The sequence below is a fragment of the Solihabitans fulvus genome, from assembly GCF_008386585.1.
In the GTDB taxonomy this organism is placed as follows: Bacteria; Actinomycetota; Actinomycetes; order Mycobacteriales; family Pseudonocardiaceae; genus Solihabitans; species Solihabitans fulvus.
Genome location: NZ_VUOB01000005.1, coordinates 63,983 through 88,335, shown reverse-complemented (window position 1 = coordinate 88,335; position 24,353 = coordinate 63,983). Strand labels below are relative to the sequence as shown.

The following is a 24,353-nucleotide window of genomic DNA, read 5'->3' as shown; positions in this document are numbered from 1 at the left end:
GACTCGACGGTCAGCGGGTGCCGCGGCGCGCGGCCGAGGGCGGCGCGCCGTGGGTGGCCTTGAACAGCCGGCGGAAGTGCCGCTCGTCGCGGAAGCCGCAGCGCGCGGCGACGGCCTCGACGGGCAGGTCGGTCTCGGTGAGCAGCGCGGCGGCGCGTTCCAGCCGCAGCCGCTGCTGGTAGGCCAGCGGCGTGATGCCGGTGGCCGCGGTGAACGCCCTGGTCAGGCCCCTGGTCGACAGGTGAGCCAGCGCGGCGAGTTCGGTGAGGGTGTGCGGGGTGTCCAGGTGCTGGGCGAGGTGGTCCTGCACCCGGTGCACGGCGGGGTGCAGGTGCGCGCGGTGTTGCAGGAACGGGCTGAGCTGGCTGTGCGCGCCGTCGCGCCGCAGGTAGACCACCAGCTCCCTGGCCACCGCCGCCGTCAGCGCGGGGCCGTGGTCGGCCTCCACCAGCGACAGCGCGAGGTCGATGCCGGCGGAGATGCCGGCGCTGGTGCTGACCGGCCCGTCGTGGACGTAGAGCACCGCGTCGGCCACCCGCGCGGTCGGGTAGCGGCGGCGCAGGTGCTCGATCAGCGTCCAGTGCGTGGTGCAGCGGCGGCCGTCGAGCAGCCCGGCCTCGCCGAGCGCCGCCGCCCCGGTGCAGACCGCCGCGACGCGCGCGCCGGACCGGTGCGCCGCGCGCAGCCACGCGACCGCCGCCTCGGTGACGAGCGGCCGGTCCCCGGTCGGCGCCCGAAGGCGCGGGCCGGGCACCAGGACGAGGTCGCCGGGTCCGACCTCAGGCAGCGGTCCCAGGCCGGCCAGCCGCAGGCCCTGCGCCGAGGTGACCTGCGCGGCGTCGGCGACGTACTCCAGCCGGTAGTCCGCACCGAGGTGCGCGGCCGCGTCGAACACCTGCACCGGGCCGCTGAGGTCGAGCAGGTTCACCTCGGGCAGCACCAGCACGACGACCCGTCCCGTTGCCCGCACCTGGTTGCCCACGAGGGAAAACCTAGGCGTCGCCTGGCGTGGCCGGCAGGGCGGCACACGCCCGGCACCGGACGGATCCGGCACTCGGGCGCAGCCGCGACGCGGCACGAGGTCCCGGTAATTTCTGTGGCCGGCGGCGGCGTCACCCACGAGCAACTCATCGGACACATCGCGAAAGGCCTACTGGTCATGGAGAAGATCCCCACGCTCTTCGAGCGCGACGAGCGCTTCCACGTGGTCGACCGGCCGCGCGCCGAGTGCGCGTGGGTCTTCGACGGCGCCGGGGTGGGGACGGAGAAGCTCGACGGCACCAACGTCCGCCTGACCGTGCGGTCGGGTCAGGTGGTTCGGGTCGAGAAGCGGCGCAATCCCACCAAGGCGCAGAAACAGCAGGGCATCGTCGACGGCTGGTACGTCGAGACCGACCAGGGCTCCGCCGAGGACAAGTGGATCCTCGCGGCGGCAGGGAACACCGACGTGGCCGGCTGGCCGGACGGCGAGCACGCGTGCGAGGCGCTGGGCCCCCGCATCCAGGGCAACCCCCTGGCCCTGGACGAGCACCGGTGCCTGCCGTTCAACCTCCAGGCGCCGACCGTCCCCGACGTGCCCCGCAGCTACCGGGAGCTACAGGACTTCCTGGCCACGCTGGACAGCTCGTTCTCGCCGGGACATCTCGCCGAGGGGATCGTCTTCCACCACCCGGACGGGCGCCGGGCCAAGATCAAGCGCAAGGACTTCCCCCGCCCGCCTGCGGCCTGACCACCGGCGCGCGGGCCTGCGCGGCATCGGCCGCCGTGCCGGTCGGCGACGGTCAGTCGATCGGCACGGCGGTGCCGGCCACGGTGATGCCGCCGCCGGCCTCGGCTGGCACGGTCACCGTCAGCACGCCCGGCCTGCCGAGGTCCTCGCCCTGCCGCACGGTCAGCGTCACGGGCGGCCCGACCAGGCCGAGTTCGCGCAGGTAGCCGCCGAGCGCGGCGGCGGCGGCCCCGGTGGCGGGGTCCTCGACGACGCCGCCCGGCGGGAACGGGTTGCGGGAGTGGAACACCGTCGCCGACTCGCGCAACAGCAGGTTCACCGTGGTCCAGTCGCGCGCCGCCATCAGCCCGGCCAGCGCGGCGAAGTCGTAGTCCAGGTCGGCGAGGCGGGCCCGCGTGCCGGCCGCCAGGATCGGGTGCCAGGCGCCCGCGTAGCCGACGCGGGGCGGCAGGGCGGGGTCGAGGTCCGCGCGCCGCCAGCGCAGCGCCGCGAGCAGCGCGTCGAGGTCGCCGTCGGTCAGGGGCGCCGTGCGGGGCGGGACGCTGACCAGCGCTGCCGTGTGCGTGCCGTCCGCGCCGACCGAGGTCGACACCTCGACGCGCCCGGCCGCGGTGTCGAACGCCAGGTGGCCCGGGCCGTGCCGCCGGGAGTGCGCCACGGCCGCCGCGATCGTCGCGTGCCCGCAGAAGGGCACCTCGGCCAGCGGGCTGAAGTAGCGGACGTCGACGCAGCCGGGCTCGCGCGGCACCAGGAACGCCGTCTCTGAGTAGCCGAGGTCGGCGGCCACCGCCAGCATCGCGCCGTCGTCGGCTCCGGTCGCGTCGAGCACGACCCCGGCCGGGTTGCCCCCGGCGGGGTCGGCGCTGAACGCGGTGTAGCGCAGGATCTCCACCGGCCGAAACTAACCCAACCGGTCCAACGGTCGCCGCGTCCGGGGACGAAGATCACCCGGGAACCCGCTCGGTCAACCACTGGGCGAGCGCGGCGTTGACCTCCTCGGGGCGTTCCTGGGCCACCCAGTGGCCCGCGTCCACCGAGCGCTCGGTCAGATCGCGGCAGTACTGCCGCATGGGCAGGGCGAGGTCGGAGGTCGCCGTGTCGCAGACGTAGTCGTAGGTGGCCTCCACGAACAGGACCGGCAGGTCCAGGTATCCCCCGTTGCCGGCAAGCGCCGCGTAGGCCGCGTTCGCCGCGTCGTTGCGGTAGTAGCTGTCCGGACCGGTGAAACCGTTGCGGGCCAACGACTCCGTCAGCTCGGCGAGGTCGTCCTCGGTCAGCACGGCGGGGTCGAGCGGGACGTCGGGCGCGCTGGGCGCGCCGCCGAACCAGCCGCCGTCGCGGGTGACGGTGGCGGTGCGGAACACCGCGTCGCGGCCGGCGGGGTTGCCGCGCCGGTAGAGGGCCCTGACGGTGTTGGCCGGCTCGGCGTCGAACACCGCGGCGACCGTGTCGGGGTGATCGACGTGCTGGGTGAAGTAGTCGAACTGGCCCGTCGGGTACTCGGCGGCGGGATAGCGGTGGCGGTCGACCAGCGACACCAGCGTCGGGAGGCCGTGTTCGAGGGTGCGGTAGGGCACGCAGAGGTTGGCGACCGCGACGCAGCGGTCGGGGTGGTGGCTGGCGATGTTCCACACCGTGGCGCTGCCCCAGTCGTGGCCGACCCACACGGCGGCGCGGTGTCCGAGGTGGTCGAGCAGGGCGAGCATGTCGCCGACGACGTGTTCCTGGGCGTAGGCCTCCGGCACGGTGTGCACGGTGGAGCCGCCGTAGCCGCGCAGGTCCGGGGCGATGGCGCGGTGGCCGAGCGCGGCGAAGTGGGTGAGCTGGTGCCGCCAGGTCGAGGCCTGCGCGGGCCAGCCGTGCACGAACACCAGCGGCGGGCCGTCCTGGGGTCCGGCGGCGAGGTAGCGCGTGGTGTGGGTCGGGGTGGTCAGGACGTGCTCGGTGATCTCTGGTGTTGGTGGCATGCCGCCCGATCCGAAGTCAGTTTGATTTCCCTATCGACTGACTGGACGTTAGCCCGTCCGGCCCTGGAACGGAAGCCTCGCCCCGCGCACGCGGCGGCCGGATCCGAGATCCGCGCCGGGTAGGTTGGGTGGCCAGGGCGAGTGTCAGGGGGAGCCCATGCCCGAGATCCGGTGCGCCGCGGTGTCCGCCGAGCTGGCCGAGCCGCTGGCCGGCACCGCCGCCCTCGCCACGGCATGGCTGTGCCTGGAACAACCAGGGCCATGGGGGCCCGACGCGCTGACCGATAGCCACCTCGACCCCGGGCTCGCCGCCGAGCTGGCCAGGCGGGTGCGGGGCACCGGGGTGCGGATGCTGCTGATCCGCAGGCCCGGCCGGCACGCCGACACCGGCCGCCCCACCCGCCGCCGCGTCTACCTGGCCGGCGTGGATCCCGAGTCGCGGTGGCTGGAACAGGCCGACATCACCGACCCCAAGCAGCTGCTCGATCTGGACCTCGCCGCCGTCGGCTCGGGCACGGCTCCGGGCTTCGGCGCGCCGCGCGCGGACCCGCTGCTGCTGGTGTGCACCAACGGACGTCGCGATCTGTGCTGCGCGGCGCTGGGACGCCCGATCGCGCTGGCCATGGCGCAGCGCCACCCGGACGCGGTGTGGGAGTGCACCCACACCGGCGGCCACCGGTTCGCGCCGACCGGGCTGCTGCTGCCCACCGGCTACCTCTACGGGCGGCTCGACCTCGCCGCCGGCGAGGAGCTGCTGAGCGCCACGGCGGCGGGCCGCGTCGTCGCGGACCGCTGCCGTGGCCGGTCCTGCTGGTCGCGGCCGGGCCAGGCCGCCGAACTCGCGGTGCGCGAGCACCTCGGCGAGGACGCCGACGTGCTGGTCGTGCGCGCCGAGGACCGCGAGTCCGACGACAGCTGGTCCGTGCGGGTCGAGCACCGCGACGGCCGGGCGTGGCTGGTGCGGGTCGCCGAGCGGGCGTTGCCGCCCGCCCGGCCGGCCAGCTGCGGCAAGGAGCCCGCCGTCCCCACCGCGCCCGTCGCGGTCGGCCTCGCCCCGGTGCTCGGCCGGTAGCCGCCGGGTCAGGCCTGGAGCACGACCTTGCCGGGAATGCCGCGCTGCTTAGCGGCGAACGCCTCCGCGGTGTCGGCCAGCGGGTAGACGGCCCCCACGTGCGGGCGCAGCCCCGCGGTGTCGGCCAGCTCGGCGAGCTGCACCAGCTGCTCGCGGTTGGGCTCCACGACGAAGAACGCGGCCCGGCCGCCCTCGGGCACGACCGGCGGCGGCTCGTAGATGGAGACGAGCACCCCGCCGGGCCGGACGATCCCGGCCGACCTGGCCAGCAGGTCGCCGCCGATGGTGTCGAACACCAGGTCCACCTGCCCCACCGCGTCCTCGATCCGCTCCTTCTCCAGGTCGACGAACGTGTCGGCGCCCAGCTGCCTGGCCAGGTCGGCGGCCTTGCCCCGGCCGGTGGCGATGACCCGGGCCCCGGCGTGCGCGGCGAGCTGGACCACGATCGAACCGGTGCCGCCGCCCGCGCCGTGCACGACCACGGTCTGCCCGGCCGTGAGGCCGCCGTGGTCGAACAGGCCCTGCCAGGCGGTGAGGCCGATCAGCGGCAGCGCGGCGGCCTGCGTGAAGTCCAGGGACTCCGGCATGCGCGCGAGGCTGCGTGCCTCCACCGCGACGAACTCGGCTGCCGCGCCGTCGCGGTGCCAGTCGGTCAGGCCGAAGACCCGGTCGTTGACGGCGAAACCGCTGGTGCCGACCGGAACCTCGGACACGACACCAGCCACCTCGTGGGCCGGCACCGACGGGGTGCGGTCCCGCCCGGCCCGGTCGGTCCAGGTGCTGCCCCAGTCCAGCTCGTCGGGCACGAAGCTGGCCGCGCGCACCTCGACGAGCACGTCGCCGGTCGCGGGGGTCGGGGTCGGCGCGTCCTCGTGGACGAGACCTTCGTGGCCACCCTTGCTATGGATCCTGACAGCCTTCACTTCGGGTGTCCCTTCTAGCCGGTTGCGAGAGCGCGGTCGTGGCGCCTCGGGTGAGTCGGTCCGCGTGGACCTCCTCGTGGCCGGCCTCGACCGCAGCGAGAGTGTGCGTGACGGTCTCGGCGGGACTGATCTTGGGTGGCTGATCCGAGCGAGTTGGACTACGAAGCTCGCTCCGCCGCTGGTCAGCTGGACTGGAGCAGGTAGAACCTGGCCCCCTGGTTGTCCACGCAGTCCGCCATCAAACCGTAGGGGCGCGGCGCGGGCTCGCCGGCCTCGCCGCCCTGCTCGCGGACCCGACGCAGCGCCTCGGCCAGGTCGTCGACCTGGTAGCACAGCTGCACCTCGGGCCTGGTCGCGCCGCCGCCGAGGCCGGCCATCGGCGCGGTCCCCTCGATGTGCCAGCCGTCCTCGGCGCTGCCCGCCGCGTATCGCCAGCCGAGCACCTCGCCGTAGAACCGCCGCGCGGCGGCCGTGTCGGGCACGACATGGGTGATGTAGGCGACGTCACCGTGGCCGGGCACCGGCTCGGGCTCCGCCGGCCGCGCGGCGGTGGGCGCGGACGCGAGGATCCACCGGTGGCCGAACGGATCGTCCACCGCGCCCTGCCGGCCGTGCGGGTAGTCCGCGACGGCCCGGACCAGCGCCGCGCCCCGCTGCATCGCGCGGCGCACCGCCTCGTCCACGTCGGCGACCTGGAGCCGCAGCGACTGGCTCACCCCGCCCCGCGCCCTCGGGCCGAGCAGACCGAGCTCGGGGAACTCGTCGGCCAGCATCAGCACCGACCCGCCGACGGCCAGCTCGGCGTGCCCGATCCGGCCGTCCTCCATCACGATCGGCTCGCCGCGCCGCCGCGCCCCGAACGCCTCGACGTAGAAGTCCAGGGCGCCGCGCGCGTCGTCGACGGCCAGGTAGGGGGTCAGGGTCGCGAGCGGCACGTCGAGGGCGGCCTGGTCGGTGGTGGTGGTCATGGGTGTGCTCCTTGGTTCCAGCAGCGCGCGCTCCAGTCGGGCGCGCAGCCGCTCGGCGAAACGGGGGTCTGGGGTCACGGGTGTCACGGGCAGGCGGAGGGCGTCGAACGGGTCGGTCATCGCGGTCCCTCCTCCGTGTCGTATGCGTGTCGGAACGCGGCGCGGGCCCTGGTCAGCAGCGCCTCGGTGGCGTGCACGGTGCGGCGCAGGTGTTTGGCGACCTGCGGCACCGGCAGCCCGTCGAGGTAGCGCAGGGTCAGCGCGGCGCGGTGGTGCGGGCCGAGCGCGGCGAGGACCGCCTCGACCCGCAGGGCGTCCAGGGCGGCGCCCCAGGGGTCGTCGTGCTCGGGGCAGTCCTGGCTGGCCAGGCGCAGGCCGCGCTGCTCGCGTTCCTGCCGCCGCCAGTGGTCCACCAGCTTGTGCCTGGCCACCCCGACCAGCCAGGCCACGCTGACCGCAGGGGTCGGCACCCGGCGGGTGGCGTCCACGGCGGCCAGGAACGTCTCGGCGGTCAGGTCCTCGGCCAGTTCTCGCCGGCCGCAGCGGGCCAGCAGGTACCCGTACACCTGGGGCAGCGCCGCGTCGTAGAGCTCCAGCAGCGCGAACCCCGGATCGGGTGCCACCCGCCGCGGTTGGTTCACATCCCCATCGTCGTTCGGGGCGGGCGGATTCCGACGGGCTCCGCCGGACTTTTTTTGGGCGACCTTTTTCTGGCGACCTTTTCTGGGCGAACCCTCGGTCAGCCGGTCCTGCGCTCGTCGCCGGGCTCGTTGAGCGGCTCGTCGAACAGCGGCAGCTGCTCGGCCGGCGCGGCGCGCGGCACGGTGGCGGCGAACAGGCCAAGGCCCAGCGCGTAGGTGTCGTCGAGGCCGACCGCGCGCAGCGCCTCGACGGGCAGCGCGAGCAGCGAGACGGCGACGCCGAGGAAGTAGGCGTCGAGCAGCCCGGCGTCCTTGGCGGAGGTCGGCAGCCCGGCGGCGTGGTGCAGGTCGACACCAGCGTTGGCGTTGGCCACCGCCATCTCCCCCAGCGCCTCCCGGACGCCGGGCCTGCGCACCGCCTCCAGGTAGAGCTCGAACATGGCCAGGATCTGGGTGGGGTCGCCGTCCACCGCGCGGCGCAGCAGTGCGGGGTAGAGCTCGCTGATCTCGGTGGCGGTCACCGAGGGCGGGGTGCTGTCGCGCAGCTGGTGCACGGCGGTGCGGTGCTGCTCGGCCATCCGGCGCGCCGCGGCGTTGAGCAGGCTCTCCCTGGTGGGAAAGTAGTTCTTGGTGGTGCCCTCGGGAACCTCGGCCTCGCGGTCGACGGCGCGGTGGGTCAGGCCACGCCCGCCGTCTCTGGCCAGCACGGTGATGGCCGCGTCGGCGAGCAGGTCGCGGCGGGATCCGCGCGGGCGCCTCGCCCCGCGCTGTCGATCTTCCCGAGAGATCGTCATGGGTCCAGGACCCTAGCGGTACCACCACGCCTGTGGTGATCTGGGGTCCACTGTGGATGATCGACGGCCGGTGCCGGGGGCTCGCACCCGCTCGCCCCGGGCCGCGTCAGGCGCAGAACTCCGAGCGGCCGGCCCCGCCGACGACGCGGCCGTCGACGAGCACGAGCCAGCGCCCGCACACGCACCGCTGGTAGCCGACGGACCCCTGGGAGCTGCGGTGGGTGGCGTTCGGCGCGGCCGCCGGCCATCCGCAGGAGGGGCAGTGGGGCTGGGTTCGGGTGGCGGCGTTGGCAATCACCCGCCCAGCGTGCTGTCATGGTTCAGTGCATTTCAACCCTTACGGCGGTCTGGCCGCCGAACTCGCCGCCGAGCTGGTGAACGCGGGCCGGGACCTGTCCCCGTCGCGCCTGCTCGACCTGTTGCGCGAGTTCGACTACAAGCCGCTGGGCGCGGTCTCCGCCGAGCAGGCCGCCACGCTCACCGGCTGGGCCCGGCGGCTCGACGAGGTGTTCGGCGAACCCGACATCGACCGGCAGACCGACCTCGTCAACGCGCTGCTGGCCGACGCGGCGGCGCAGCCCTACATCTCCCGGCACGACGGCCGGCCACCGCACCTGCACTTCGCCAACGAGCACGACCCCGTGGACAGGCGACTGCGCGCCTACACCGCCGCCGGCCTCGCCCACGCCGTCTGTCAGGACGGCGGCCGGCTCGGCCGCTGCGACCGGCACGACTGCGCCATCGTCTACGTCGACACCTCCCGCAACGGCCGCCGCCGGTTCTGCTCCACCCGCTGCGCCAACCGCGTGCACGTCGCCGACCACCGCAGCCGGCACACCATAGGGACTACGCCTGGCGACGTAGCCGGGCCGACCGCGTAGTCCTGGATACGCAGCGCAGGACCCGCCCTCGGACCGACGACGCGGGCCCGGAGCCGGGGCAGCATGGACCACATCGACGTCTACTCGGCAGCCACCGCACCGAGGCACACCACGAGGAGCCCGCCATGTCCGCCGACCAGGGCGACACCCAGATCCGCGCCTCCGACAGCGACCGCGAACGGATCGTCACGCGGCTGCGCGCCGCCGTCGGCGAGGGCTTCCTGACCCTCGACGAGGCCGACGAGCGCATCACCGCCGCCTACGCCGCCCGCTACCGGGGCGACCTGACTCCCCTCACCGCCGACCTGCCGGCCCCGGTCCCGCCGCCGCGTGACCCTCGCCCGTTCGCGCCGCCGAGGCTGCTGGTGCCGCTGGCCGTGCTCGCCGCCGTGTTCGTCACGCTGTCGCTGGTCTCGCCGGTGCACCACTTCTTCTGGCCGATCATCCCGCTGACCTTCCTGGCCCTGCGCGTGTTCGGCCACCGCCACCACCATCGCCCGAATGCCGGCGCCACACGGTGAATATCGCCCCCACCCCGGCGCGCGCTCCCCTAATGTCGCGTCATGAACCTGACCGACGTGTGCTTCGCCGGGGCCGCCGCCCAGGCCGCGTTGCTGCGCTCCGGTGAGTTGTCGTCGCGGGAACTGGTCGCGGAGTGCCTGCGCCGCATCGAGCGCTACGACCAGGACCTGAACTCCTTCCGGCTGGTGTTCGCCGACCAGGCCCGCCAGGCCGCCCACGAGGCCGACGAGCGCAGGGCACGCGGCGAGGACGCGCCGCTGCTCGGCGTGCCGGTCGCGGTGAAGGAGGACCTGGCCATCGGCGGCCTGCCGACGACCACCGGCACTGAGGGCGTCACCCGCGTGGAACCCGTCGACGGCGAGGTCGTCCGCAGGCTGCGCGCCGCGGGCGCGGTCATCGTGGGCCGCACCAGGATGCCCGAGCTCGGCCTGTGGCCCTTCACCCAGAGTCCGTTCGCCGGCACCACCCGCAACCCGTGGTCCTCGGAGCACTCGGCGGGCGGGTCGAGCGGCGGGTCGGCGGCGGCCGTGTCGGCCGGGCTGGTCGGCGCGGCCATCGGCACCGACGGCGCCGGGTCCATCCGCATCCCGTCCGCCTCGACCGGCGTGTTCGGGCTCAAGCCGCAGCGCGGCCGGATCTCCCTGCACCCCAAGGGCGAGGTGTGGGACGGGCTGGTCGCGGCGGGCCCCATCACCCGGCATGTGCAGGACTGGGCGCTGGTCGCCGACCAGCTGTGGGGCGGCCTGCCCGGCGACCCGGTGACCGCGCAGGCGCCCCGCACCAGCTTCGCCGAGGCGGCCGCCACCGAACCCGGCAGGCTGCGCGTGGTGGTGTCGCTGCGGCCGTGGGGCGTCGGCGTCCCGGTGCACCCCGAGGTCCGCGACGCGGTGCTGGACACCGCGAGCCTGCTCACCGACCTCGGCCACGAGGTCGTCCGCGCCGACCCCGGCATGCGGGAGGCGGCCGGCCAGCTCAACTTCAGCGCCCGCTACCTGCACGCCGCCGCGGTGAGCGCCGCCGAGCTGGACCGGCCAGACCGACTGTCCCGCCGCACCAGGCAGACCGTGGCGATGGGCCGGCTGCTGCCGAGGTCGTTGGCGGGCGCGGTGCTGCGGGCGGGCGCCGGTTTCGCCCAGCACGCCAACCGGATCTTCGGGCGGTTCGACCTGCTGCTCACGCCGGTGCTGACTCAGCCGCCGATGCGCAGCGCCCAGTGGGAGGGCAGGGCGACCGTGCCGACGCTGCTGGCCGCGTCCCGCTACACCGCGTTCCTGCACCTGTGGAACGTCGCGGGCAACCCGGCGGCGTCCGTGCCCGCCGGCCACACCGCCTCGGGCCTCCCCCTGGCCGTGCAGCTGGTCGGCCGGCAGCACGACGAGTGCACGGTGCTGTCTCTGGCCGCGCAGCTGGAACGCGTCCGCCCGTGGGCCGACCGCAGGCCGCCGGGCTTCGACTGAGCGGACGACAGCAGAGGACTGAAGAGGCCTCGCCACGGTCCGGTCAGGCGGCGAGTTCCCGTTCCAGCGGGGTGCGGAAGCGCGGCGTGACGCGGACGCCGTCCAGCCACGCCGCCAGTCGCGCGGCCTCGGCCTGGACGGCGGCCCGCGCGTCCCGGCCGAGGCCGGTCAGCAGCCGCAGGGCGATCTCGCCGTCGGGTCGCTGCGCCCAGCCGCCGACGACCTGGCCGTTCCACCACACCGTCGGGCCGATGTTGCCCGAGCGGTCGAACAGCGCGGCGCGGTGTTCCTGGGGCAGGTACCAGTCGCGGTGCTGCCAGCCCATCGGCGTCGGGTCGAGGGCGGGCAGCAGCGCCGCCCACGGCTCGGGGGCGGCGACGGGCTCGACGTCCTCGGCCAGCGCGTGGCCCGTGCCCTCGGCGAGGTCGACGGTGACCGCGCCGACCGTGGCCAGCGCCTTGCGGACGGCCGTGAGGGTCCAGCCGGTCCACCACTTCAGGTCCGCCTCGGTGCCGGGACCGTAGGCGGCCAGCCAGCGCGCCACCAGGTCGGCCTGGGCTTCGGCCACCGGGATCTCCGGCATCGCGCCGGCCAGCGTCCACTCGTGCTGGCCGCTGATCCACGAGCCGCGCGGGCGGCCCCGCACGATCCGCCCCTCCACGCCGAGGACCCGCAGCAGCTTGGTGACCACGCTCGCCTTGGCCTCGTAGGGTTTCCCCGCCGCGACGACGATCTGCTCGGCCAGGCCTGGCACGTCGGCGGCCAGTTCGCCTGCGGTGGCCGAGCCTCGGTCGGCGAGCGCGGCGAGCGCGGCCGCCTCCACCTCGGCGAGCCAGGCCTGGTCGAAGCCGCCGTCGCGGAGGAAACCCAGCAGGCCCTTGCGTTCGCGCGCCGCCACGGCGTGGGTGGTCGAGCAGTGCACGACGGGCACCAGCTCGGTCGGCACCACGAACACGGTGTTGCGCATGCCGTGCATGCGGGTCAGCGTGGCCCGCTCGTACAGGGCCCGCTCCACCGGCAGCGGCCCCGGGCCGGTCAGGCGGGCGCCGGCGGACAGGAACACCGTGGCGGGGTCGGTGGCGTGCAGGGCGACCAGCGCGTCGGCGACGGCCTCGGCCGTGTCGACCCTGGCCGAGGCGGCCAGCAGGTGCCGCGAACCGAGGCGGGCCCGTCGCTGCTCGGGGTCGATCGCCGGCAGGGCGGTCATCGGGGCTGCTGTTCCGGTCGGACCGACGGCGCCGGGCAGGACCGGATGATGGAGGAGATCACGCCGGGGAAGCGTTGCTCCAGCTCGGTCATGCGCAGTTCGTGGCGGCGAAAGCTGCCCTGCGGGATCACCCTCAGCAGCCCGGCCTCGCGCAGCACCTTGAGGTGGTGCGACAGCGTGGACATGCTGACCGGGACGGACAGTCCACCGCACACCACGCCGTCGGACTCGGCGAGCTGCCGCACGACTTCGAGCCGAACCGGATCAGCCAGGGCATTGAGGACGGTCGCCAGGTCGACGGAGTTCGCGTCGGGATGGTGCAGGGCACGCATACGCTCAAGTCTAGGCACATTTCGGCCCGCGTCCGGAGCCGCGGTCTGTCGGACGCCGAGCTGTCCTGCGTTGGGGTTCCGTCGCTGCCGTCATCAATTTCGACACTTTGACGCATGACGAAATGATCACTACGGTCGCCGCATGGCCATCCTCAGGACCTACGCGCGGCTGTGGGTCGACAGCATGGACGACGCGCTCCCGTTGCTGACTGAACTCGTTGGCGCGCAACCACATCTGCGGTTCCCCCTCGGCGACGTCGAGCTCGCGGCCGTCGGCGACTTCCTCGTCATCGCCGGGACCCTGGAGGCCCAGCGGCAGTACCGGCACGCCTCGGCCACCGTCGTCGTCTCCGACATCGACGAGCTCCAGCGGCAGCTGGCCGCGCACGGCGCGACCGTGGTCGGCGAGGTCGCCACCGGCGAGACCGGCAGCTACCTCTACGCCAGGCACGCCGACGGCGCGGAGATCGAGTACGTGCAGTGGTCCGACGACCTGGTGGCATCCCTGATCGGATCGCACGACGCGTAGCGGGGCGCGCGCCCTTTTACAGTCCTCGCCTGGTGAGCTCGTCGAGCAGCCTGCGGTCCGCCGCGTGCCGGGACTTCACGCCGTCGAGGTAGCGGGCGAAGTCGTCGGGCTTGCCGGTGCGGTGGAACAGCGCGCGCAGCTGCTCCAGCATGGCGGCGACGTCCTCGTGGTCCAGCTCGGTGTGCACGGACAGCTGCTGGTCGAGGATCCCCCGGTACACGGTGATCGCGTCGCCGGGATGCTCCTCGGCCCTGGCCTGCGCCAGCGCCGACCACACCTCGTCGGTGCAGCCCCGCTCGGTCGCGGCTCGCCACGCGGCCTCCTGCTCGCCCTCCCACAGCAGGATCCGCACCAGCACCGAGTTCCTGACCATCTGCCGCTCCGGCGGGCAGTCGCCGAGCCACCGCAGCACCTCGGCGCGGCGGTCGGGCCAGTCGTCGGCGTGCTCGGCCAGCGCGCGCAGCCGCAGGTAGGTGTCCAGCCTCGGCTGGTCGCGGAACGCCCTCGTGCGCAGCTCGATGGCCCGGTCGAACCAGCCCATCCGCAGGCACTCGTCCACCGCGAGGTCGATCAGCCTCGGCGCAGCCCCGCGCCCGCCGGTGGCGGCCAGGCCGCGCTGCACCCAGTCCAGCGCTTCCCCGGAGCGGCCGGCCTCCTGGAGCACGGTGGCCACCTGGAGATAGTGCCAACCCGAGGACAGATCCTTGGACAGCACCAGGATCTGGAGGTCCACGTCCCTGCTGTACTCGGCGACCTCCTCCATGATGCGCAGCAGCGCCCAGCGGTGCCGGTCGTAGCGGCCGGTCTCGCCGAACTCGACCGTGGGCAGCTCGGCGAACCACTCCCGTGCCAGGTTCCGGTAGCGGTCCAGACCGTCCTCGCCGAGCGCGTCGGCGTAGTCGGCCAGCTGCACCTCGGGGCCTTCGGGGTAGGCCAGTTGCAGGTTCAGCAGCCAGTCGGCGAGGCGGTGCGGGTCGCCCGAGGCGCGGCGGCAGACCTCGGCGTGCGCCCGCAGGGTGCGCTGGGCGAGGTCGGTCAGCTCGTGCGCCCGCTGGGTGGCGGTCCGCGCGGCCGCCGAGATCGCCTCGATCACCTGCTCGGCGAGCGCTGCGACGTCGCCGGTCGGCTCGGTGCGGGCCAGCTGTTCGAGCGCGGCAGCAGCAGAGGTCAGCTCCGCCAACCGAACCGGCCACTCGGCGTCCACAGTGGACAGTGCCTTGGCGACGGCGTCGTGCGGTAACGCGACGTCCTTACCGCGTTGCTGTTCGTCACCGGGCACCTCGACATCCAACCGCAGCCTGAGGTCCGATGGGGGCGGGGGCGCTCGAACGGAGCAGCGGCCGACGCCGCCCGACCTTGAGATACAATCTTGTATGTAGATGCAGCCACGTATCACCGGGAGGGGCATCGTGCCGCCACGCCGCCTGAGCCGCGCGGAAAGCCGGGAACAGACCAGGGAACGGCTGCTCACCGCCGCCGCCGAGCTGTTCGCCGAGCAGGGCGTCAGCGGTGCGTCGGTCGAGCAGATCGCCGAGCGGGCCGGCTACAGCCGTGGCGCGTTCTACGGCAACTTCGACGACAAGCACGAGCTGGTCCTCGCCCTGCTCCGGCAGCGAACCGAGCACGAGTTCGAGGAGGTGCGGGCGCTCGGCGAGGCCGCGGGCTCCTTCCAGGACGCGCTGGCGCCGCTGCGCCAGTGGCACCGCGACCGAGCCAAGCACCTCACCCAGTGGCTCGCGCTGCGCACCGAACTGCTGCTGTACGCGCTGCGGCACAAGGAGATCCGGCCCGTGCTGGCCGAACGGGAACGCTTCGCCCGCGCGGCCATGGCCGCCGGCCTCGAACGCGAGTTCCGCGCGAACGACGCCGAACCGCCAGCGGACCTCGCGTTCCTCGCGCTGATCCTGCACGCCCTTGAGGACGGCCTGCTCATCCAGCGCCTGCTCACCCCGGAGGACGTCGGCGACGAGGTCGTCGTCGACGCCGTCGAGATCCTGCTGCGTTCCTGGACGCGGCCACCCCAACCAGCCACGAAGGACACGACGCCATGACGCAGCGCGACTTCCGGGTCAAGGTCCGAGGACGGTTCGACCAGCTCACCGAGCAGAGCAGGGCCACGCTGCTGGCCGAGGCCGCCGAGCACGACGTGCTCAACGCGGGCTTCTCGCAGGAAGGCACGTTCTGCTACCGCCCCGACCTAGTCGCCTTCACCTTCCGGTTCCTGATCTCCGCGACCGGCGAGGACGCCGCCGACGCGGCCGAGGTGCAGGCCGAACTCCGCGCCGCCGAGGTGCTCGCCGCCGCCGGGCACGGCTACCGAGACTTGCGCGTGGACGCCCTCGACGTCGCCGACATCAAGGTGAACCGCAAGCACCGCTGAACACACCAGTGGGCCCCGATCCGGGATGGATCGGGGCCCACTGGCATGGTGCGGTGCTACCCCACCGCGACGCGATCAGCCGTCGGACAGCTCCGTGGACCCCGACTGCTGCTGCTCCGTCAACACACCGGGGCCGACGGCCGGGTGCGGCGGCGCGGCGGCGACCTCGGGCACTGCGACATCCTGGGGCGCGGGCAGCGGCGGCACGTGCGGCCTGGCCGTCGGCAACGGGCCGGGCACCTCCTTGCGCGCCACCTCCTCCGCCGCGCGCACGGCCTCGGCGACCTTGGGATCCGTGGAGGTGTCGAACCAGTCGGCGATCGACTCGTCGTCCTCCTCTGGACGCGACACGGGCGGCGGCTCGACCGGCGGCTCGTACCGGAACACGCCGTCCTCGCCGGGCGCGCCGAGCATCCTGGCGAAGCCCTCCAGCGCCTTGCCGTAGTCGCTCGGCACCAGCCACACCTTGTTCGCGTCGCCCTGCGCCATCTGCGGCAGCGTCTGGAGGTACTGGTAGGCCAGCACCTCCGGCGTCGGCTTGCCGGCCTTGATCGCGGCGAACACCTTCTCGATCGCCTTGGCCTGGCCCTGCGCCTGGAGGTAGCGGGCGGCGCGCTCACCCTGGGCGCGCAGGATCCTGGACTGCCGCTCCGCCTCGGCGGCCATGATGGTGGCCTGCTTCTGGCCCTCGGCGGCGAGGATCTGGCTCTGCTTCTGGCCCTCGGCCGTCTTGATCGAGGACTCCCGCTGGCCCTCGGCGGTGAGGATCATGGCGCGCTTCTCGCGGTCCGCGCGCATCTGCTTCTCCATCGAGTCCTGGATGGACGGCGGCGGGTCGATGGCCTTGAGCTCCACGCGCGCCACCCGGATGCCCCACCGGCCGGTCGCCTCGTCCAGCACGCCGCGCAGCTGGTTGTTGATCTGGTCGCGGGAGGTCAGCGTCTCCTCGAGGCTCATCCCGCCGACCAGGTTGCGCAGCGTCGTGGTGGTCAGCTGCTCGACGCCGACGATGTAGTTGGAGATCTCGTAGACGGCCGCGCGGGGATCGGTGACCTGGAAGTAGACGACGGTGTCGATGGACACCGTCAGGTTGTCCTGGGTGATCACCGGCTGCGGCGGGAAGGACACCACCTGTTCGCGCAGGTCGATCCTGGCGCGCACGCGGTCGAAGAAGGGCACCAGGAAGTTCAGCCCGGGGGCCGCGACTCCCTTGAACCTGCCGAGCCGCTCGACCACTGCGGCCGTGGCCTGCGGAATCACCAGAACGGACTTCACCGCGATAATCAGGACCAGCAGGACGATGACAGCAAGCACGATGAATGCGGTCAATCTCAGCTCCCGCGACTTGAGCGGATGTAGGCCAACCGGGTCAGCGCGGGCGGCCCATTCAGTTGTTGACCCACGGTAGCGGGTGGACCCTCGGTAACGCGCGTCCCAACCGGGTGGTGCTCACCCGCCACCGTCGCGGGCCCGGCTACTGGGCGCGCAGGCTGCGCGCGAGCGCCGTCCGCAGTCGCTCCCAGGCGTCGGCGCTGGCGGCCGCGTCGAAGGCGGCGGGCTGGTCGGCGCAGAAGAACGCGTGGTCCACGCCCGGGTAGCTGACCAGGTCGTGGTCGACGCCGGCCGCCGCGAACCGCGCGCCGATCTCCCGCCAGTCCTGCGGCGGCACGTGCGGGTCGAGGTCGCCGACGAAGCCGAGCACCGGGGTGCCGTTCGCGGCGATGGCGGCGGCCTCCTCCATCGGCGGGGTCGGATCGGTGACCGGGATGCCGCCGCGCAGGGTCCACCCGCCGTAGAAGGTCACCGCGAGGTCGAAGTGCCACCGGGTCGCGGCCACCATCGTGATGGTGCCGCCCAGGCTCAGGCCGATGATCGCGATGCCGGTGTGGCCGGCGAGCGCGTCGGCCGAGGCGCGGGCGTCGGCGAGGTCGGCCAGCACCTCGTCGCGGCGCATCCCGCGCAGCAGCCCGAGGCCGCGGTCGCGGCCGGCCGCGTCGAAGGGCAGCCCGCCCGGCCGGCCCTGCCGCCAGTACAGGTCCAGGGTCAGCGCGAGGTGGCCCTCGCCGGCCAGCCGGTCGCACAGTCCCCTGGCGTGGTCGGTGAACCCGTACAGGTCGGGCACGACGATGACCGCGCCGGCCGGCGCCGTCCCGGTCGGCGCGGCGAGGTAGGCGTCGGCCCCCGCTCCGTCGCCGAGGCGCAGCGAGCGGGTGTCCAGGGCGGTCACACGACCTGCCCGACCGGCCGGACCACGACGGTGTTGACGTCGATGCCGGCGGGCTGGCGGATCGCGAACGCGATGGCGTCGGCGATGTGGTCGGCGGTCATCATCGGGCCGCCTGGTGTGCCGCCCTCGCGGCTGTCCCAGAACGGGGTGTCCACGCGGCCGGGCGCGACCAGGGTGACGCCGACGCCGTCGCCGGTGACCAGCACGCGGGTGTTCTCGGCGAGGGCGCTGACCGCCCACTTCGTCACCGAGTACATGTTGCCCGGGGTGTTCTTCACGCCGGCCGTGCTGCCGACCAACACGATCCGGCCGCCGGTCTCGCGCAGCGCGGGCAGCGCCGCCTTCACCAGCACGGCGGGGCCGAGGACGTTGGTCAGCAGCATCTCGCGCCACTGCTCGGGGTCGCCGTCGGCGAGGTCGTCGTGCGAGGAGAAACCCGCGTTGGCCACGACGTGGTCGAGCCGACCGAAGGTGTCGACCGTGCGCTCGACCGCGGCGAGCACGGTGTCGTAGTCGGCGGCGTCGCCCACGAGCGTCAGCAGGGCGTCACCCGCGTCCAGGTCGGCGGCGAGCGCGGCGAGGCGGTCGCCGCTGCGGCCGGTGACGGCGACGCGGTGCCCCTCGGCCAGCAGCCGGCGCGCGGCGGCGGCGCCGATGCCGGTGGCCCCGCCGGTGATCAGCGTGACGGGTGGTGGTGTGGTGCTCATGGAGTGACCGTAGATCACCCGAATGGACGCGACCAGCAGGATCGGGCCGTCGGCCGTCCGGGTGCCGCGAGCCCGGTGATCATGCCCTGGCCAGCGCCGTCATCACCAGCGGTGCCAGCTTGCTGGCGTCCGCCAACGAGTCGCCTCCCCGGACGGTCACCGCCGTGGCCAGGTCGCCCCGCGCGAGCAACATCACGCATGAGGCGTTCTCGTTCTCGCAGTACACGTACTGGGCGTCTGCGCCGGCGACCGCCGGGATCGTCTCGTCCCCGGTCACGGTGCGGGTGATGCTGCCGTCCTGGTAATCCTGGCAGGTGAGCAGCTCGCGGATCTCCGCGATGGCTGCGGCCCCCGTGGTGCCCTGGTAGGCCACCGTGAGCTGGCTCACCGACAGGCTGGGGTCGGGCTTTCTGTCTGTGAACCACTGCGCTTGGCGCGCGGCGTGGATCTTCGCGTTCGATGGCGGCGTGATCCCGCACGCCCTGACCAGCGAGTACTTGACGTTCTCCGCAGGCATCACGGGAACAGGCGGGCCTTGTGCGTGGCCACCCTGCCCGGCCAGGTCCTCGTCGGTCATGGTCGCCCGCGTGAGCCGAAGGCCGATGTCCGAGGTGGCGATCTCACCCGGGGCCGCGAGGGCGGATGGCGAGGGCGTACTGGAGGGCGAGCTCGCCGCGTCCTGATACGTCGTCGAACAGCCCGACACGGCCGCGACTATCCCCGCCGCCACCAGTACACGACGGCACAACACGAACTGCCTCCCCAGATACCCCCGCCGCGTTCCGCGACGCGGAGTGCTGGCCGCAGGAAGGGTAGAACGCGGCGTGTCCCGCCGACCAGACGTCCGGTCCTACCGGTCGCTCCACACCACGGCCGTCGCGCCGGAGATGGTCATCACCATCACCGAGCTGCCCGGCTCGAGCACCTGCGTCTCGTCGAAGGCGCGGGCGGACCACAGGTCGCCGGCGATGCGCACCTGGCCGCCGTGCACGTCCACAGTGGACACCACCACGGCCCGGCCGCCGACCAGGGCCTCGATGTTGGACTTCATCGGCTCGACAGCGTGCAGCCTGCGCAACAGCGGGGGCCGGGCGAAGGTGATCAGCCCGAGCGCGCCGAGCGCGAACACCACCGCGCTCAGCGGCAGGCTGACCAGCGCGCCGACGGCGGCGGCCAGCGCCGCCGCGCCGAGCATCAGCAACACGAAGCTGCCCGACAGCACCTCGGCGGCGACGAGCACCACACCCAGCACCAGCCACACCACAGCGGCCATGCCCCCATGGTCGCAGATCCGCGCCTGACTACGCGGCTCCTGCTCGGTTCCTACCCGGTCACGAAGTCGATGAGTCGCTCGACCGCGCCGATCAGCGGCGTCTCCAGGTCGCGGAAGCCGCGCACGCCGGCCAGCACGCGCCGCCAGCCCTCGGCGGGTTCGCCCCAGCCGAGCGCGGCGCAGATGCCTTCCTTCCACGGCACGTTCCTCGGCACGGTCGGCCACGCGGCGATACCGACCGAGGACGGCTTCACCGCCTGCCAGATGTCGACGTAGGGATGGCCGGTGACCAGCACGTTCTCGTCGTGCACCGCCGCGACGATGCGGGACTCCTTGCTGCCGGTGACCAGGTGGTCGACCAGCACGCCAAGCCGGCGGCCCGGCCCGGTGCCGAAGTCCTCGACGCGCGCGGCCAGCTCGTCCACGCCGTCCAGCGACTCGACCACGACGCCCTCGACGCGCAGGTCGTGGCCCCAGACGCGTTCCACCAGCATCGCGTCGTGGACGCCCTCCACCCAGATGCGGCTGTCCCGCGCGGTGCGGGCGCGCAGGCCCTCGACGCGGACCGAACCGGACGCCGAGCGCGCCGCGGCCGGCGCCGTGGCCGAGGGAGCGGGGCGGACCAGCGTGACGGGCTGCCCGTCGACCAGGAACGCGGCGGGGCGCAGCGGGAACAGCCGGTGCCGGCCATGCCGGTCCTCCAGCACGACGCTGCCGGACTCGATCCGCACCACGGCCCCGCAGAACCCGGTGGCCGGATCCTCCACCACGGTGCCGGGCTCGGCGGGCACCTCGGGGATCTCGCGGCGGCGCTTGCCGGCCGCCAGGACGTCGCGGCCGTAATCGTGGGAACGCACGACTGGCGACGCTAGCGGCCACTCGGCCGGGTGACGCGGTGCCACGCCGACGCGGGCCGGGCTCGCCTCGGCGAGCGAGCCGAGCCGGGGACCGGACCGCGCCTGGAGATGTCGCGCGGCGCGGCTCCGGTGCGGTCAGCCGGCCTCTTTGGCCAGCGCCAGCAACGTGTCGGAGCGCTCGCTCGGGCCACTGCGGCGCAGCTCCCTGATCGCGAAGAACACCGCGATCGTGCGGCACCACGCGACCAGCCGGTCGCCGTCGAGGCCGTCGGTGTACCTGACCATCGACGCCACCCGCCGATCGAAGTCACCGGACCGGGTGACCCGCAGGAACGCGAAGTCGACCGCGTCGAACGCCGGGTCGCCGACGCAGGGGCGCGGGTCGATCGCGACCAGCCCCCGGTCCGGCCCGCCGTCCAGGACGTTGTCGGCGTGCAGGTCGCCGTGCAGCAGCGCGCGGGCCGGGTACTCGGCCAGGTCGAGGGCGGCGTTGCGGGACCGTTCGACGAGGTCGACCGGGAGGTGCCTGGCGACCTCCTCGCCGGCCAGCCGCTGCCAGTTGATCGAGGAGAAGATCGCGTCGACCTTCGCGGTCAGCGGCGGGAACTCCGGCTCGGCCGGCACGGGCACGGCGTGCAGCTCGCGCAGCAGCACACCCATCCACCGCAGCGGCACGCCGCCGGGCCGGCGCGCCAGCGGCCCGCCCGGCTCGATCGCCTCCAGCAGCAGCGCGCCGAGCGGAAGGTCCGCGTCGAGCACCGACACCAGCTGCGGGGACGCGGACCACGCCGACAGCGCGGCGTGTTCCTCGGCCGCGATGGCCGGGTCCGGCGTCAGCTTCAGCACCGCCGAGGTGCCGTCCGCGCGGTCGCACAGCAGTGCGCGGGAGGTGTTGCCGACCAGCCCCGACCGCACCCGCAGGCCCCACCGGTCGGCCAGCGCGGCCACGGTCGCGGGCAGGTCGTCGCACCACGGCTCGACCGCGGGCCCGAAGCGCTTGACGAGGCGGCGGCGGGCGGCGGCGTCCATGATCGGATCGTGCTGGGCCATTCGGCCCATTGTTCCCGACCGTCCGGTCGGTGATCGCGGCGGGTTCAGTTGGCGGGCCCGGTGAACCTGGTCTCGCCGACGGCGAGGTCCCACAGGTCGTCGAGGTCGCGGCCGGTCGTCGCCCACGCCTTGCGGACCAGTTCCAGCGGTTCGATGACCGACTCCCTGGTGAGGATGAAGGTGCCCCAGTGCATGGTGGCCAGGCGGCGCGCGCCGAGGTCGCCGCACGCCCGCACCGCCTCCTCGGGGTCCATGTGCACGTTGCGCAGGAACCAGCGCGGCGAGTAGGCCCCGATCGGCAGCATGGCCACGTCGATGCCGGGGTAGCGCTCACCGATCTCGGCGAACCAGTGCCCGTAGCCGGTGTCGCCCGCGTGGTAGAGGCGCGTGCCGGCGGGGTCGGTGATCACCCAGCCGCCCCACAGGCTCTGGCAGGTGTCGCGCAGGCCCCTGCGGCTCCAGTGGTGCGCCGGCACGAAGTCGAAGCGCAGGCCGCCGACCTCGGCGGACTCCCACCAGTCCAGCTCGGTCACGCTGCGGAAGCCGCGCTTGGTGAACCATCCGCCGAGGCCTGCGGGCACCAGCACCGGGGTGCTGCGGGGCAGCCGCTTGATGGTCGGCGCGTCGAGGTGGTCGTAGTGGTTGTGGCTGATCACCACGGCGTCGACGGGCGGCAGCTCCGACCACGCCACACCGGGCGGGGTGAGCCGACGCGGCACGCCGGGAATCTTGTGCGACCACACGGGATCGGCCAACACGCACGCGCCGCCGACGCGCAGCACGTAGCTGGCGTGGCCGGCCCAGGTCACCGCAGCCGAGTCCGCCTCGGTCCGCGGCAGACCGTTGCGCAGCAACGGGATCCGGTCGGCGTCGGCGGCCGATCCGCGCAGCCCGCCGGACCGCAGCACGCGCAGTATCTCGCGAGGGCCGGGCAGCGGGTCGGTGAGCCGGTCGCGGTAGGTGTGGCGTTGGGGGCCCATGCGGCCGATCATCTCACGCCCTCATCGGCCGAACGCCGATGTCGCGCGGGGAAAGGGACTTCACGCGGGGAGCGGCGCGGGGTCAGGAGACGCGGCGCTGCGGCTTGGCGATCGCGGGCTGGGCGGGGGCGTCGTTGCGCGCCTGCTCGGCGGTCGGCGGGTAGTGCTGGCAGTGACCGGGGTGCGTCGCGCACCACTGCTGCCTGACGGCCAACGGGTGTCCTGCGCTCGGCCCGCAGCTCAGGCCTGCCAGCACGACCACCGTGGCGATGCCCGTCGCCACCGACCCGGCCAGCGCGGTCACGCCCGCGATGGTCCAGAGCGAGAGCCGGCCTCGAAACATCCCATGCCTCCCAGAGCGTCCGCAACGCCCATTAGTGGACACCCGTTTCGGCGCCGACAGGGAGGAATTCGAGGATTTTGCGTCTATTTCAGCGAGGCTTCAGGAAGTCCTGCACTGTGCATCAGAACGCGGGCCACGGGATCGCCGGCCACTCGTCGGACGGCTCGGGAAACACCCCTTCGGCCGACAGCTTCTCGACGCGCTCGGTCAGCGCGCGCACCTCGGCCCTGGTCAGGTGCTCCGACAGCGCCTCGCCGAGCGCGCCGTCCAGCCCGGCCCTGATCCGGTGCAGCGCCTCGACGGCGGGCTCGGGCAGCGGTTCGCCGAGCCAGCCCCACAGCACGGTCCGCAGCTTGTTCTCCGTGTGCAGGCAGATGCCGTGGTCCACGCCGTAGACCGCGCCGTCGGGCGTGTGCAGCACGTGCCCGCCCTTGCGGTCGGCGTTGTTGACCACCACGTCGAACGCGGCCATCAGCGCGAGTCCGGGATGGTTGGCGTGCGCGAGCACGGCGGGCGAGCCGAACCGGTCGTGCGCATGCAGCACGGCCCGCCAACCCTCGCGCAGCTCGGCCTCCGGCACGACGTCCACCAGGTCCTCGCCCTCGTGGGTCTCCACCCACAGCTGGACCATGCCAGGCCCGAACGGGCCGGGCCGCAGGATCGTCGGCGGCACCACGTGCAGCCCGGACGCCTCAGAGATCAGGTAGCTGGCCACCTCACGGCCGGCCAGCGTGCCGTCGGGGAAGTCCCACAGCGGGCGCTCGCCGCGCACCGGCTTGTACACGCACTGCGCCTCGACGCCGTCGAGGCTGATGCCGCAGAACAGTGTCGCGTTGGACGCGTCGACCATCCTGCCCTGCACCTCGATGCGGCCCCTGGTCAGTAAGTCGGCCGCGCCGGGCTCGGTGGGCAGCACGCCTGACTCAGCTTCCCTCGGAGCGGCGGTAGCCGTTCTGCCTCGGGCAGATGTGGCCCTCGGGGTCCAGCGGCTCGCCGCACAGCGGGCACGGCTTGCGGCCCGCGTTGACGACCCGGTCGGCCCGCTCGGCGAACGCGCGCGCCTCGGCCGGGCTGAGGAACACCCTGACCGCGTCGGGGCCCTCCTCAGTGTCGTCGAGCACGACGGCCTCGTCGAGCTCCTCCTCGGTGGCCGCGAGGAGTTCGATCACCACCGCGCGCGTCTCCGCGTCCCAGCCAAGGCCCATGGTGCCGACCCGGAACTCCTCCTCGACGGGGGCCTGGAGCGGCTCCATGTCGAGCAGGTCGTCCGGGGCCGCGTCGGGGACCTCCGCGCCGAACCTGCGATGCACCTCCTCGAGGAGCGAGCCGATGCGCTCGGCGAGGACGGCGACCTGCTGCTTCTCCAGCGCGACACTGACCATCCTGACGTCCTCGGACGCCTGGAGGTAGAACGCGCGCTCGCCAGGCTGCCCGACGGTCCCGGCAACGAACCGGTCGGGTTGGCGGAATACATGAATGACACGAGGCATGACAACAAAGACCCTAAGCCACCG

Annotated in this window: 30 protein-coding genes; 8 read left to right on the top strand and 22 right to left on the bottom strand. The window is 73.6% G+C overall.

Translation table 11 applies throughout. From position 1 onward, the window contains the following. Positions 1 to 10 precede the first annotated feature (10 nt). A complete protein-coding gene (locus F0L68_RS03945; RefSeq protein WP_223198470.1) occupies positions 11 to 982 on the bottom strand; it encodes a GlxA family transcriptional regulator in 972 nt (323 codons plus the stop codon). A gap of 177 nt (positions 983 to 1,159) precedes the next feature. Here F0L68_RS03945 and F0L68_RS03940 point away from each other — a divergent pair, with 177 nt between their 5' ends. Then, on the top strand, positions 1,160 to 1,729 hold the full coding sequence (locus F0L68_RS03940; protein ID WP_188316372.1) for a DNA ligase-like domain-containing protein: 570 nt from the start codon (positions 1,160 to 1,162) through the stop codon (positions 1,727 to 1,729). A 52-nt stretch (positions 1,730 to 1,781) separates the two neighbouring features. Here the strand turns inward: F0L68_RS03940 and F0L68_RS03935 are convergent, their stop codons facing one another. Further along, the gene (locus F0L68_RS03935; RefSeq protein ID WP_149848015.1) at positions 1,782 to 2,621 is read right to left on the bottom strand and encodes a PhzF family phenazine biosynthesis protein; all 840 of its coding nucleotides are present in this window, start codon (positions 2,619 to 2,621) and stop codon (positions 1,782 to 1,784) included. A 52-nt stretch (positions 2,622 to 2,673) separates the two neighbouring features. Then, positions 2,674 to 3,696: an alpha/beta fold hydrolase gene (locus tag F0L68_RS03930; protein ID WP_149848014.1), complete on the bottom strand. Its 1,023-nt coding sequence runs from the start codon at positions 3,694 to 3,696 to the stop codon at positions 2,674 to 2,676. Positions 3,697 to 3,853: 157 nt separating this feature from the next. Here F0L68_RS03930 and F0L68_RS03925 point away from each other — a divergent pair, with 157 nt between their 5' ends. Next, positions 3,854 to 4,768 carry a ferredoxin family protein gene (locus F0L68_RS03925; protein WP_149848013.1) on the top strand — a complete coding sequence of 305 codons (915 nt, stop codon included), beginning with the start codon at positions 3,854 to 3,856 and terminating at the stop codon, positions 4,766 to 4,768. A gap of 8 nt (positions 4,769 to 4,776) precedes the next feature. On the opposite strand, the gene F0L68_RS03920 is transcribed toward F0L68_RS03925, so the two are convergent. The 5 genes from F0L68_RS03920 to F0L68_RS03900 form a co-directional block, all read right to left on the bottom strand. Beyond that, positions 4,777 to 5,691, bottom strand: coding sequence for an NADP-dependent oxidoreductase (locus F0L68_RS03920; protein ID WP_149848012.1), 915 nt, complete (start codon positions 5,689 to 5,691; stop codon positions 4,777 to 4,779). Positions 5,692 to 5,873: 182 nt separating this feature from the next. After that, entirely contained in the window at positions 5,874 to 6,779 is a 906-nt protein-coding gene (locus F0L68_RS03915) for a VOC family protein (protein WP_149848011.1), read from the bottom strand. After that, positions 6,776 to 7,300 (bottom strand): RNA polymerase sigma factor, encoded by a 525-nt coding sequence (locus F0L68_RS03910; RefSeq protein ID WP_149848010.1) that lies wholly within the window; start codon positions 7,298 to 7,300, stop codon positions 6,776 to 6,778. Before F0L68_RS03910 ends, F0L68_RS03915 begins: the two co-directional genes overlap by 4 nt. 98 nt (positions 7,301 to 7,398) lie before the next feature. Next, positions 7,399 to 8,094 carry a TetR/AcrR family transcriptional regulator gene (locus F0L68_RS03905; RefSeq protein ID WP_149848009.1) on the bottom strand — a complete coding sequence of 232 codons (696 nt, stop codon included), beginning with the start codon at positions 8,092 to 8,094 and terminating at the stop codon, positions 7,399 to 7,401. A gap of 106 nt (positions 8,095 to 8,200) precedes the next feature. Further along, positions 8,201 to 8,392: a hypothetical protein gene (locus tag F0L68_RS03900; protein ID WP_223198469.1), complete on the bottom strand. Its 192-nt coding sequence runs from the start codon at positions 8,390 to 8,392 to the stop codon at positions 8,201 to 8,203. Between the two features lie 25 nt (positions 8,393 to 8,417). On the opposite strand from F0L68_RS03900, the gene F0L68_RS03895 reads away from it, so the two are divergent. The 3 genes from F0L68_RS03895 to F0L68_RS03885 all read left to right on the top strand — a co-directional run bounded on the left by F0L68_RS03895 (position 8,418) and on the right by F0L68_RS03885 (position 10,954). Next, positions 8,418 to 8,975 carry a CGNR zinc finger domain-containing protein gene (locus F0L68_RS03895; protein ID WP_149848008.1) on the top strand — a complete coding sequence of 186 codons (558 nt, stop codon included), beginning with the start codon at positions 8,418 to 8,420 and terminating at the stop codon, positions 8,973 to 8,975. A gap of 125 nt (positions 8,976 to 9,100) precedes the next feature. Next, positions 9,101 to 9,496 carry a DUF1707 SHOCT-like domain-containing protein gene (locus F0L68_RS03890; protein WP_149848007.1) on the top strand — a complete coding sequence of 132 codons (396 nt, stop codon included), beginning with the start codon at positions 9,101 to 9,103 and terminating at the stop codon, positions 9,494 to 9,496. A gap of 42 nt (positions 9,497 to 9,538) precedes the next feature. Then, a complete protein-coding gene (locus F0L68_RS03885) occupies positions 9,539 to 10,954 on the top strand; it encodes an amidase (protein ID WP_149848006.1) in 1,416 nt (471 codons plus the stop codon). Positions 10,955 to 10,997: 43 nt separating this feature from the next. Here the strand turns inward: F0L68_RS03885 and F0L68_RS03880 are convergent, their stop codons facing one another. Continuing rightward, on the bottom strand, positions 10,998 to 12,161 hold the full coding sequence (locus F0L68_RS03880) for a winged helix DNA-binding domain-containing protein (RefSeq protein ID WP_149848005.1): 1,164 nt from the start codon (positions 12,159 to 12,161) through the stop codon (positions 10,998 to 11,000). Next, positions 12,158 to 12,493 carry an ArsR/SmtB family transcription factor gene (locus tag F0L68_RS03875; protein WP_149848004.1) on the bottom strand — a complete coding sequence of 112 codons (336 nt, stop codon included), beginning with the start codon at positions 12,491 to 12,493 and terminating at the stop codon, positions 12,158 to 12,160. The genes F0L68_RS03880 and F0L68_RS03875 overlap by 4 nt, the downstream gene beginning before the upstream one ends. 142 nt (positions 12,494 to 12,635) lie before the next feature. Between F0L68_RS03875 and F0L68_RS03870 the strand changes: the two genes are divergently transcribed. After that, positions 12,636 to 13,022 carry a VOC family protein gene (locus F0L68_RS03870; RefSeq protein ID WP_149848003.1) on the top strand — a complete coding sequence of 129 codons (387 nt, stop codon included), beginning with the start codon at positions 12,636 to 12,638 and terminating at the stop codon, positions 13,020 to 13,022. A 16-nt stretch (positions 13,023 to 13,038) separates the two neighbouring features. Here F0L68_RS03870 and F0L68_RS03865 read toward each other — a convergent pair whose 3' ends face one another. After that, the gene (locus tag F0L68_RS03865) at positions 13,039 to 14,301 is read right to left on the bottom strand and encodes a tetratricopeptide repeat protein (RefSeq protein WP_149848002.1); all 1,263 of its coding nucleotides are present in this window, start codon (positions 14,299 to 14,301) and stop codon (positions 13,039 to 13,041) included. 100 nt (positions 14,302 to 14,401) lie between these two features. On the opposite strand from F0L68_RS03865, the gene F0L68_RS03860 reads away from it, so the two are divergent. Further along, a complete protein-coding gene (locus tag F0L68_RS03860) occupies positions 14,402 to 15,073 on the top strand; it encodes a TetR/AcrR family transcriptional regulator (RefSeq protein WP_149848001.1) in 672 nt (223 codons plus the stop codon). Beyond that, positions 15,070 to 15,402 (top strand): DUF6204 family protein, encoded by a 333-nt coding sequence (locus tag F0L68_RS03855; RefSeq protein ID WP_149848000.1) that lies wholly within the window; start codon positions 15,070 to 15,072, stop codon positions 15,400 to 15,402. Before F0L68_RS03860 ends, F0L68_RS03855 begins: the two co-directional genes overlap by 4 nt. Positions 15,403 to 15,477: 75 nt before the next feature. On the opposite strand, the gene F0L68_RS03850 is transcribed toward F0L68_RS03855, so the two are convergent. The 11 genes from F0L68_RS03850 to F0L68_RS03800 all read right to left on the bottom strand — a co-directional run bounded on the left by F0L68_RS03850 (position 15,478) and on the right by F0L68_RS03800 (position 24,329). Further along, positions 15,478 to 16,731 (bottom strand): SPFH domain-containing protein, encoded by a 1,254-nt coding sequence (locus tag F0L68_RS03850; RefSeq protein WP_149847999.1) that lies wholly within the window; start codon positions 16,729 to 16,731, stop codon positions 15,478 to 15,480. A gap of 145 nt (positions 16,732 to 16,876) precedes the next feature. Further along, positions 16,877 to 17,629 (bottom strand): dienelactone hydrolase family protein, encoded by a 753-nt coding sequence (locus F0L68_RS03845; RefSeq protein ID WP_149847998.1) that lies wholly within the window; start codon positions 17,627 to 17,629, stop codon positions 16,877 to 16,879. Further along, positions 17,626 to 18,336 carry an SDR family oxidoreductase gene (locus F0L68_RS03840; protein ID WP_149847997.1) on the bottom strand — a complete coding sequence of 237 codons (711 nt, stop codon included), beginning with the start codon at positions 18,334 to 18,336 and terminating at the stop codon, positions 17,626 to 17,628. The genes F0L68_RS03845 and F0L68_RS03840 overlap by 4 nt, the downstream gene beginning before the upstream one ends. 79 nt (positions 18,337 to 18,415) lie before the next feature. Next, positions 18,416 to 18,913, bottom strand: a complete 498-nt coding sequence (locus F0L68_RS03835) for a hypothetical protein (RefSeq protein WP_149847996.1) — start codon at positions 18,911 to 18,913, stop codon at positions 18,416 to 18,418. A gap of 273 nt (positions 18,914 to 19,186) precedes the next feature. Further along, on the bottom strand, positions 19,187 to 19,609 hold the full coding sequence (locus F0L68_RS03830; RefSeq protein ID WP_149847995.1) for an NfeD family protein: 423 nt from the start codon (positions 19,607 to 19,609) through the stop codon (positions 19,187 to 19,189). Between the two features lie 50 nt (positions 19,610 to 19,659). After that, the gene (locus F0L68_RS03825; protein WP_149847994.1) at positions 19,660 to 20,466 is read right to left on the bottom strand and encodes a DUF3097 domain-containing protein; all 807 of its coding nucleotides are present in this window, start codon (positions 20,464 to 20,466) and stop codon (positions 19,660 to 19,662) included. A 135-nt stretch (positions 20,467 to 20,601) separates the two neighbouring features. Next, entirely contained in the window at positions 20,602 to 21,516 is a 915-nt protein-coding gene (locus F0L68_RS03820) for an aminoglycoside phosphotransferase family protein (RefSeq protein WP_188316371.1), read from the bottom strand. A gap of 44 nt (positions 21,517 to 21,560) precedes the next feature. After that, positions 21,561 to 22,496, bottom strand: coding sequence for an MBL fold metallo-hydrolase (locus F0L68_RS03815; RefSeq protein ID WP_223198468.1), 936 nt, complete (start codon positions 22,494 to 22,496; stop codon positions 21,561 to 21,563). 82 nt (positions 22,497 to 22,578) lie between these two features. Continuing rightward, positions 22,579 to 22,839 carry a hypothetical protein gene (locus F0L68_RS03810; RefSeq protein ID WP_149847991.1) on the bottom strand — a complete coding sequence of 87 codons (261 nt, stop codon included), beginning with the start codon at positions 22,837 to 22,839 and terminating at the stop codon, positions 22,579 to 22,581. Between the two features lie 121 nt (positions 22,840 to 22,960). Further along, on the bottom strand, positions 22,961 to 23,752 hold the full coding sequence (locus tag F0L68_RS03805; RefSeq protein WP_438672246.1) for an SCO1664 family protein: 792 nt from the start codon (positions 23,750 to 23,752) through the stop codon (positions 22,961 to 22,963). Positions 23,753 to 23,762: 10 nt separating this feature from the next. Beyond that, positions 23,763 to 24,329 carry a DUF3090 domain-containing protein gene (locus tag F0L68_RS03800; RefSeq protein ID WP_149847989.1) on the bottom strand — a complete coding sequence of 189 codons (567 nt, stop codon included), beginning with the start codon at positions 24,327 to 24,329 and terminating at the stop codon, positions 23,763 to 23,765. Between the last annotated feature and the right edge of the window lie 24 nt (positions 24,330 to 24,353).

What these genes read in the sequence shown, in the direction of transcription:
- F0L68_RS03940 (WP_188316372.1), top strand. Translation starts at nt 1,160, where the DNA reads ATGGAGAAGATCCCCACGCTCTTCGAGCGCGACGAGCGCTTCCACGTG.
- F0L68_RS03930 (WP_149848014.1), bottom strand. Translation starts at nt 3,696, where the DNA reads ATGCCACCAACACCAGAGATCACCGAGCACGTCCTGACCACCCCGACC.
- F0L68_RS03925 (WP_149848013.1), top strand. Translation starts at nt 3,854, where the DNA reads ATGCCCGAGATCCGGTGCGCCGCGGTGTCCGCCGAGCTGGCCGAGCCG.
- F0L68_RS03915 (WP_149848011.1), bottom strand. Translation starts at nt 6,779, where the DNA reads ATGACCGACCCGTTCGACGCCCTCCGCCTGCCCGTGACACCCGTGACC.
- F0L68_RS03905 (WP_149848009.1), bottom strand. Translation starts at nt 8,094, where the DNA reads ATGACGATCTCTCGGGAAGATCGACAGCGCGGGGCGAGGCGCCCGCGC.
- F0L68_RS03890 (WP_149848007.1), top strand. Translation starts at nt 9,101, where the DNA reads ATGTCCGCCGACCAGGGCGACACCCAGATCCGCGCCTCCGACAGCGAC.
- F0L68_RS03885 (WP_149848006.1), top strand. Translation starts at nt 9,539, where the DNA reads ATGAACCTGACCGACGTGTGCTTCGCCGGGGCCGCCGCCCAGGCCGCG.
- F0L68_RS03880 (WP_149848005.1), bottom strand. Translation starts at nt 12,161, where the DNA reads ATGACCGCCCTGCCGGCGATCGACCCCGAGCAGCGACGGGCCCGCCTC.
- F0L68_RS03875 (WP_149848004.1), bottom strand. Translation starts at nt 12,493, where the DNA reads ATGCGTGCCCTGCACCATCCCGACGCGAACTCCGTCGACCTGGCGACC.
- F0L68_RS03870 (WP_149848003.1), top strand. Translation starts at nt 12,636, where the DNA reads ATGGCCATCCTCAGGACCTACGCGCGGCTGTGGGTCGACAGCATGGAC.
- F0L68_RS03860 (WP_149848001.1), top strand. Translation starts at nt 14,402, where the DNA reads ATGCAGCCACGTATCACCGGGAGGGGCATCGTGCCGCCACGCCGCCTG.
- F0L68_RS03855 (WP_149848000.1), top strand. Translation starts at nt 15,070, where the DNA reads ATGACGCAGCGCGACTTCCGGGTCAAGGTCCGAGGACGGTTCGACCAG.
- F0L68_RS03840 (WP_149847997.1), bottom strand. Translation starts at nt 18,336, where the DNA reads ATGAGCACCACACCACCACCCGTCACGCTGATCACCGGCGGGGCCACC.
- F0L68_RS03835 (WP_149847996.1), bottom strand. Translation starts at nt 18,913, where the DNA reads ATGACCGACGAGGACCTGGCCGGGCAGGGTGGCCACGCACAAGGCCCG.
- F0L68_RS03830 (WP_149847995.1), bottom strand. Translation starts at nt 19,609, where the DNA reads ATGGCCGCTGTGGTGTGGCTGGTGCTGGGTGTGGTGCTCGTCGCCGCC.
- F0L68_RS03820 (WP_188316371.1), bottom strand. Translation starts at nt 21,516, where the DNA reads ATGGCCCAGCACGATCCGATCATGGACGCCGCCGCCCGCCGCCGCCTC.
- F0L68_RS03815 (WP_223198468.1), bottom strand. Translation starts at nt 22,496, where the DNA reads ATGGGCCCCCAACGCCACACCTACCGCGACCGGCTCACCGACCCGCTG.
- F0L68_RS03810 (WP_149847991.1), bottom strand. Translation starts at nt 22,839, where the DNA reads ATGTTTCGAGGCCGGCTCTCGCTCTGGACCATCGCGGGCGTGACCGCG.
- F0L68_RS03800 (WP_149847989.1), bottom strand. Translation starts at nt 24,329, where the DNA reads ATGCCTCGTGTCATTCATGTATTCCGCCAACCCGACCGGTTCGTTGCC.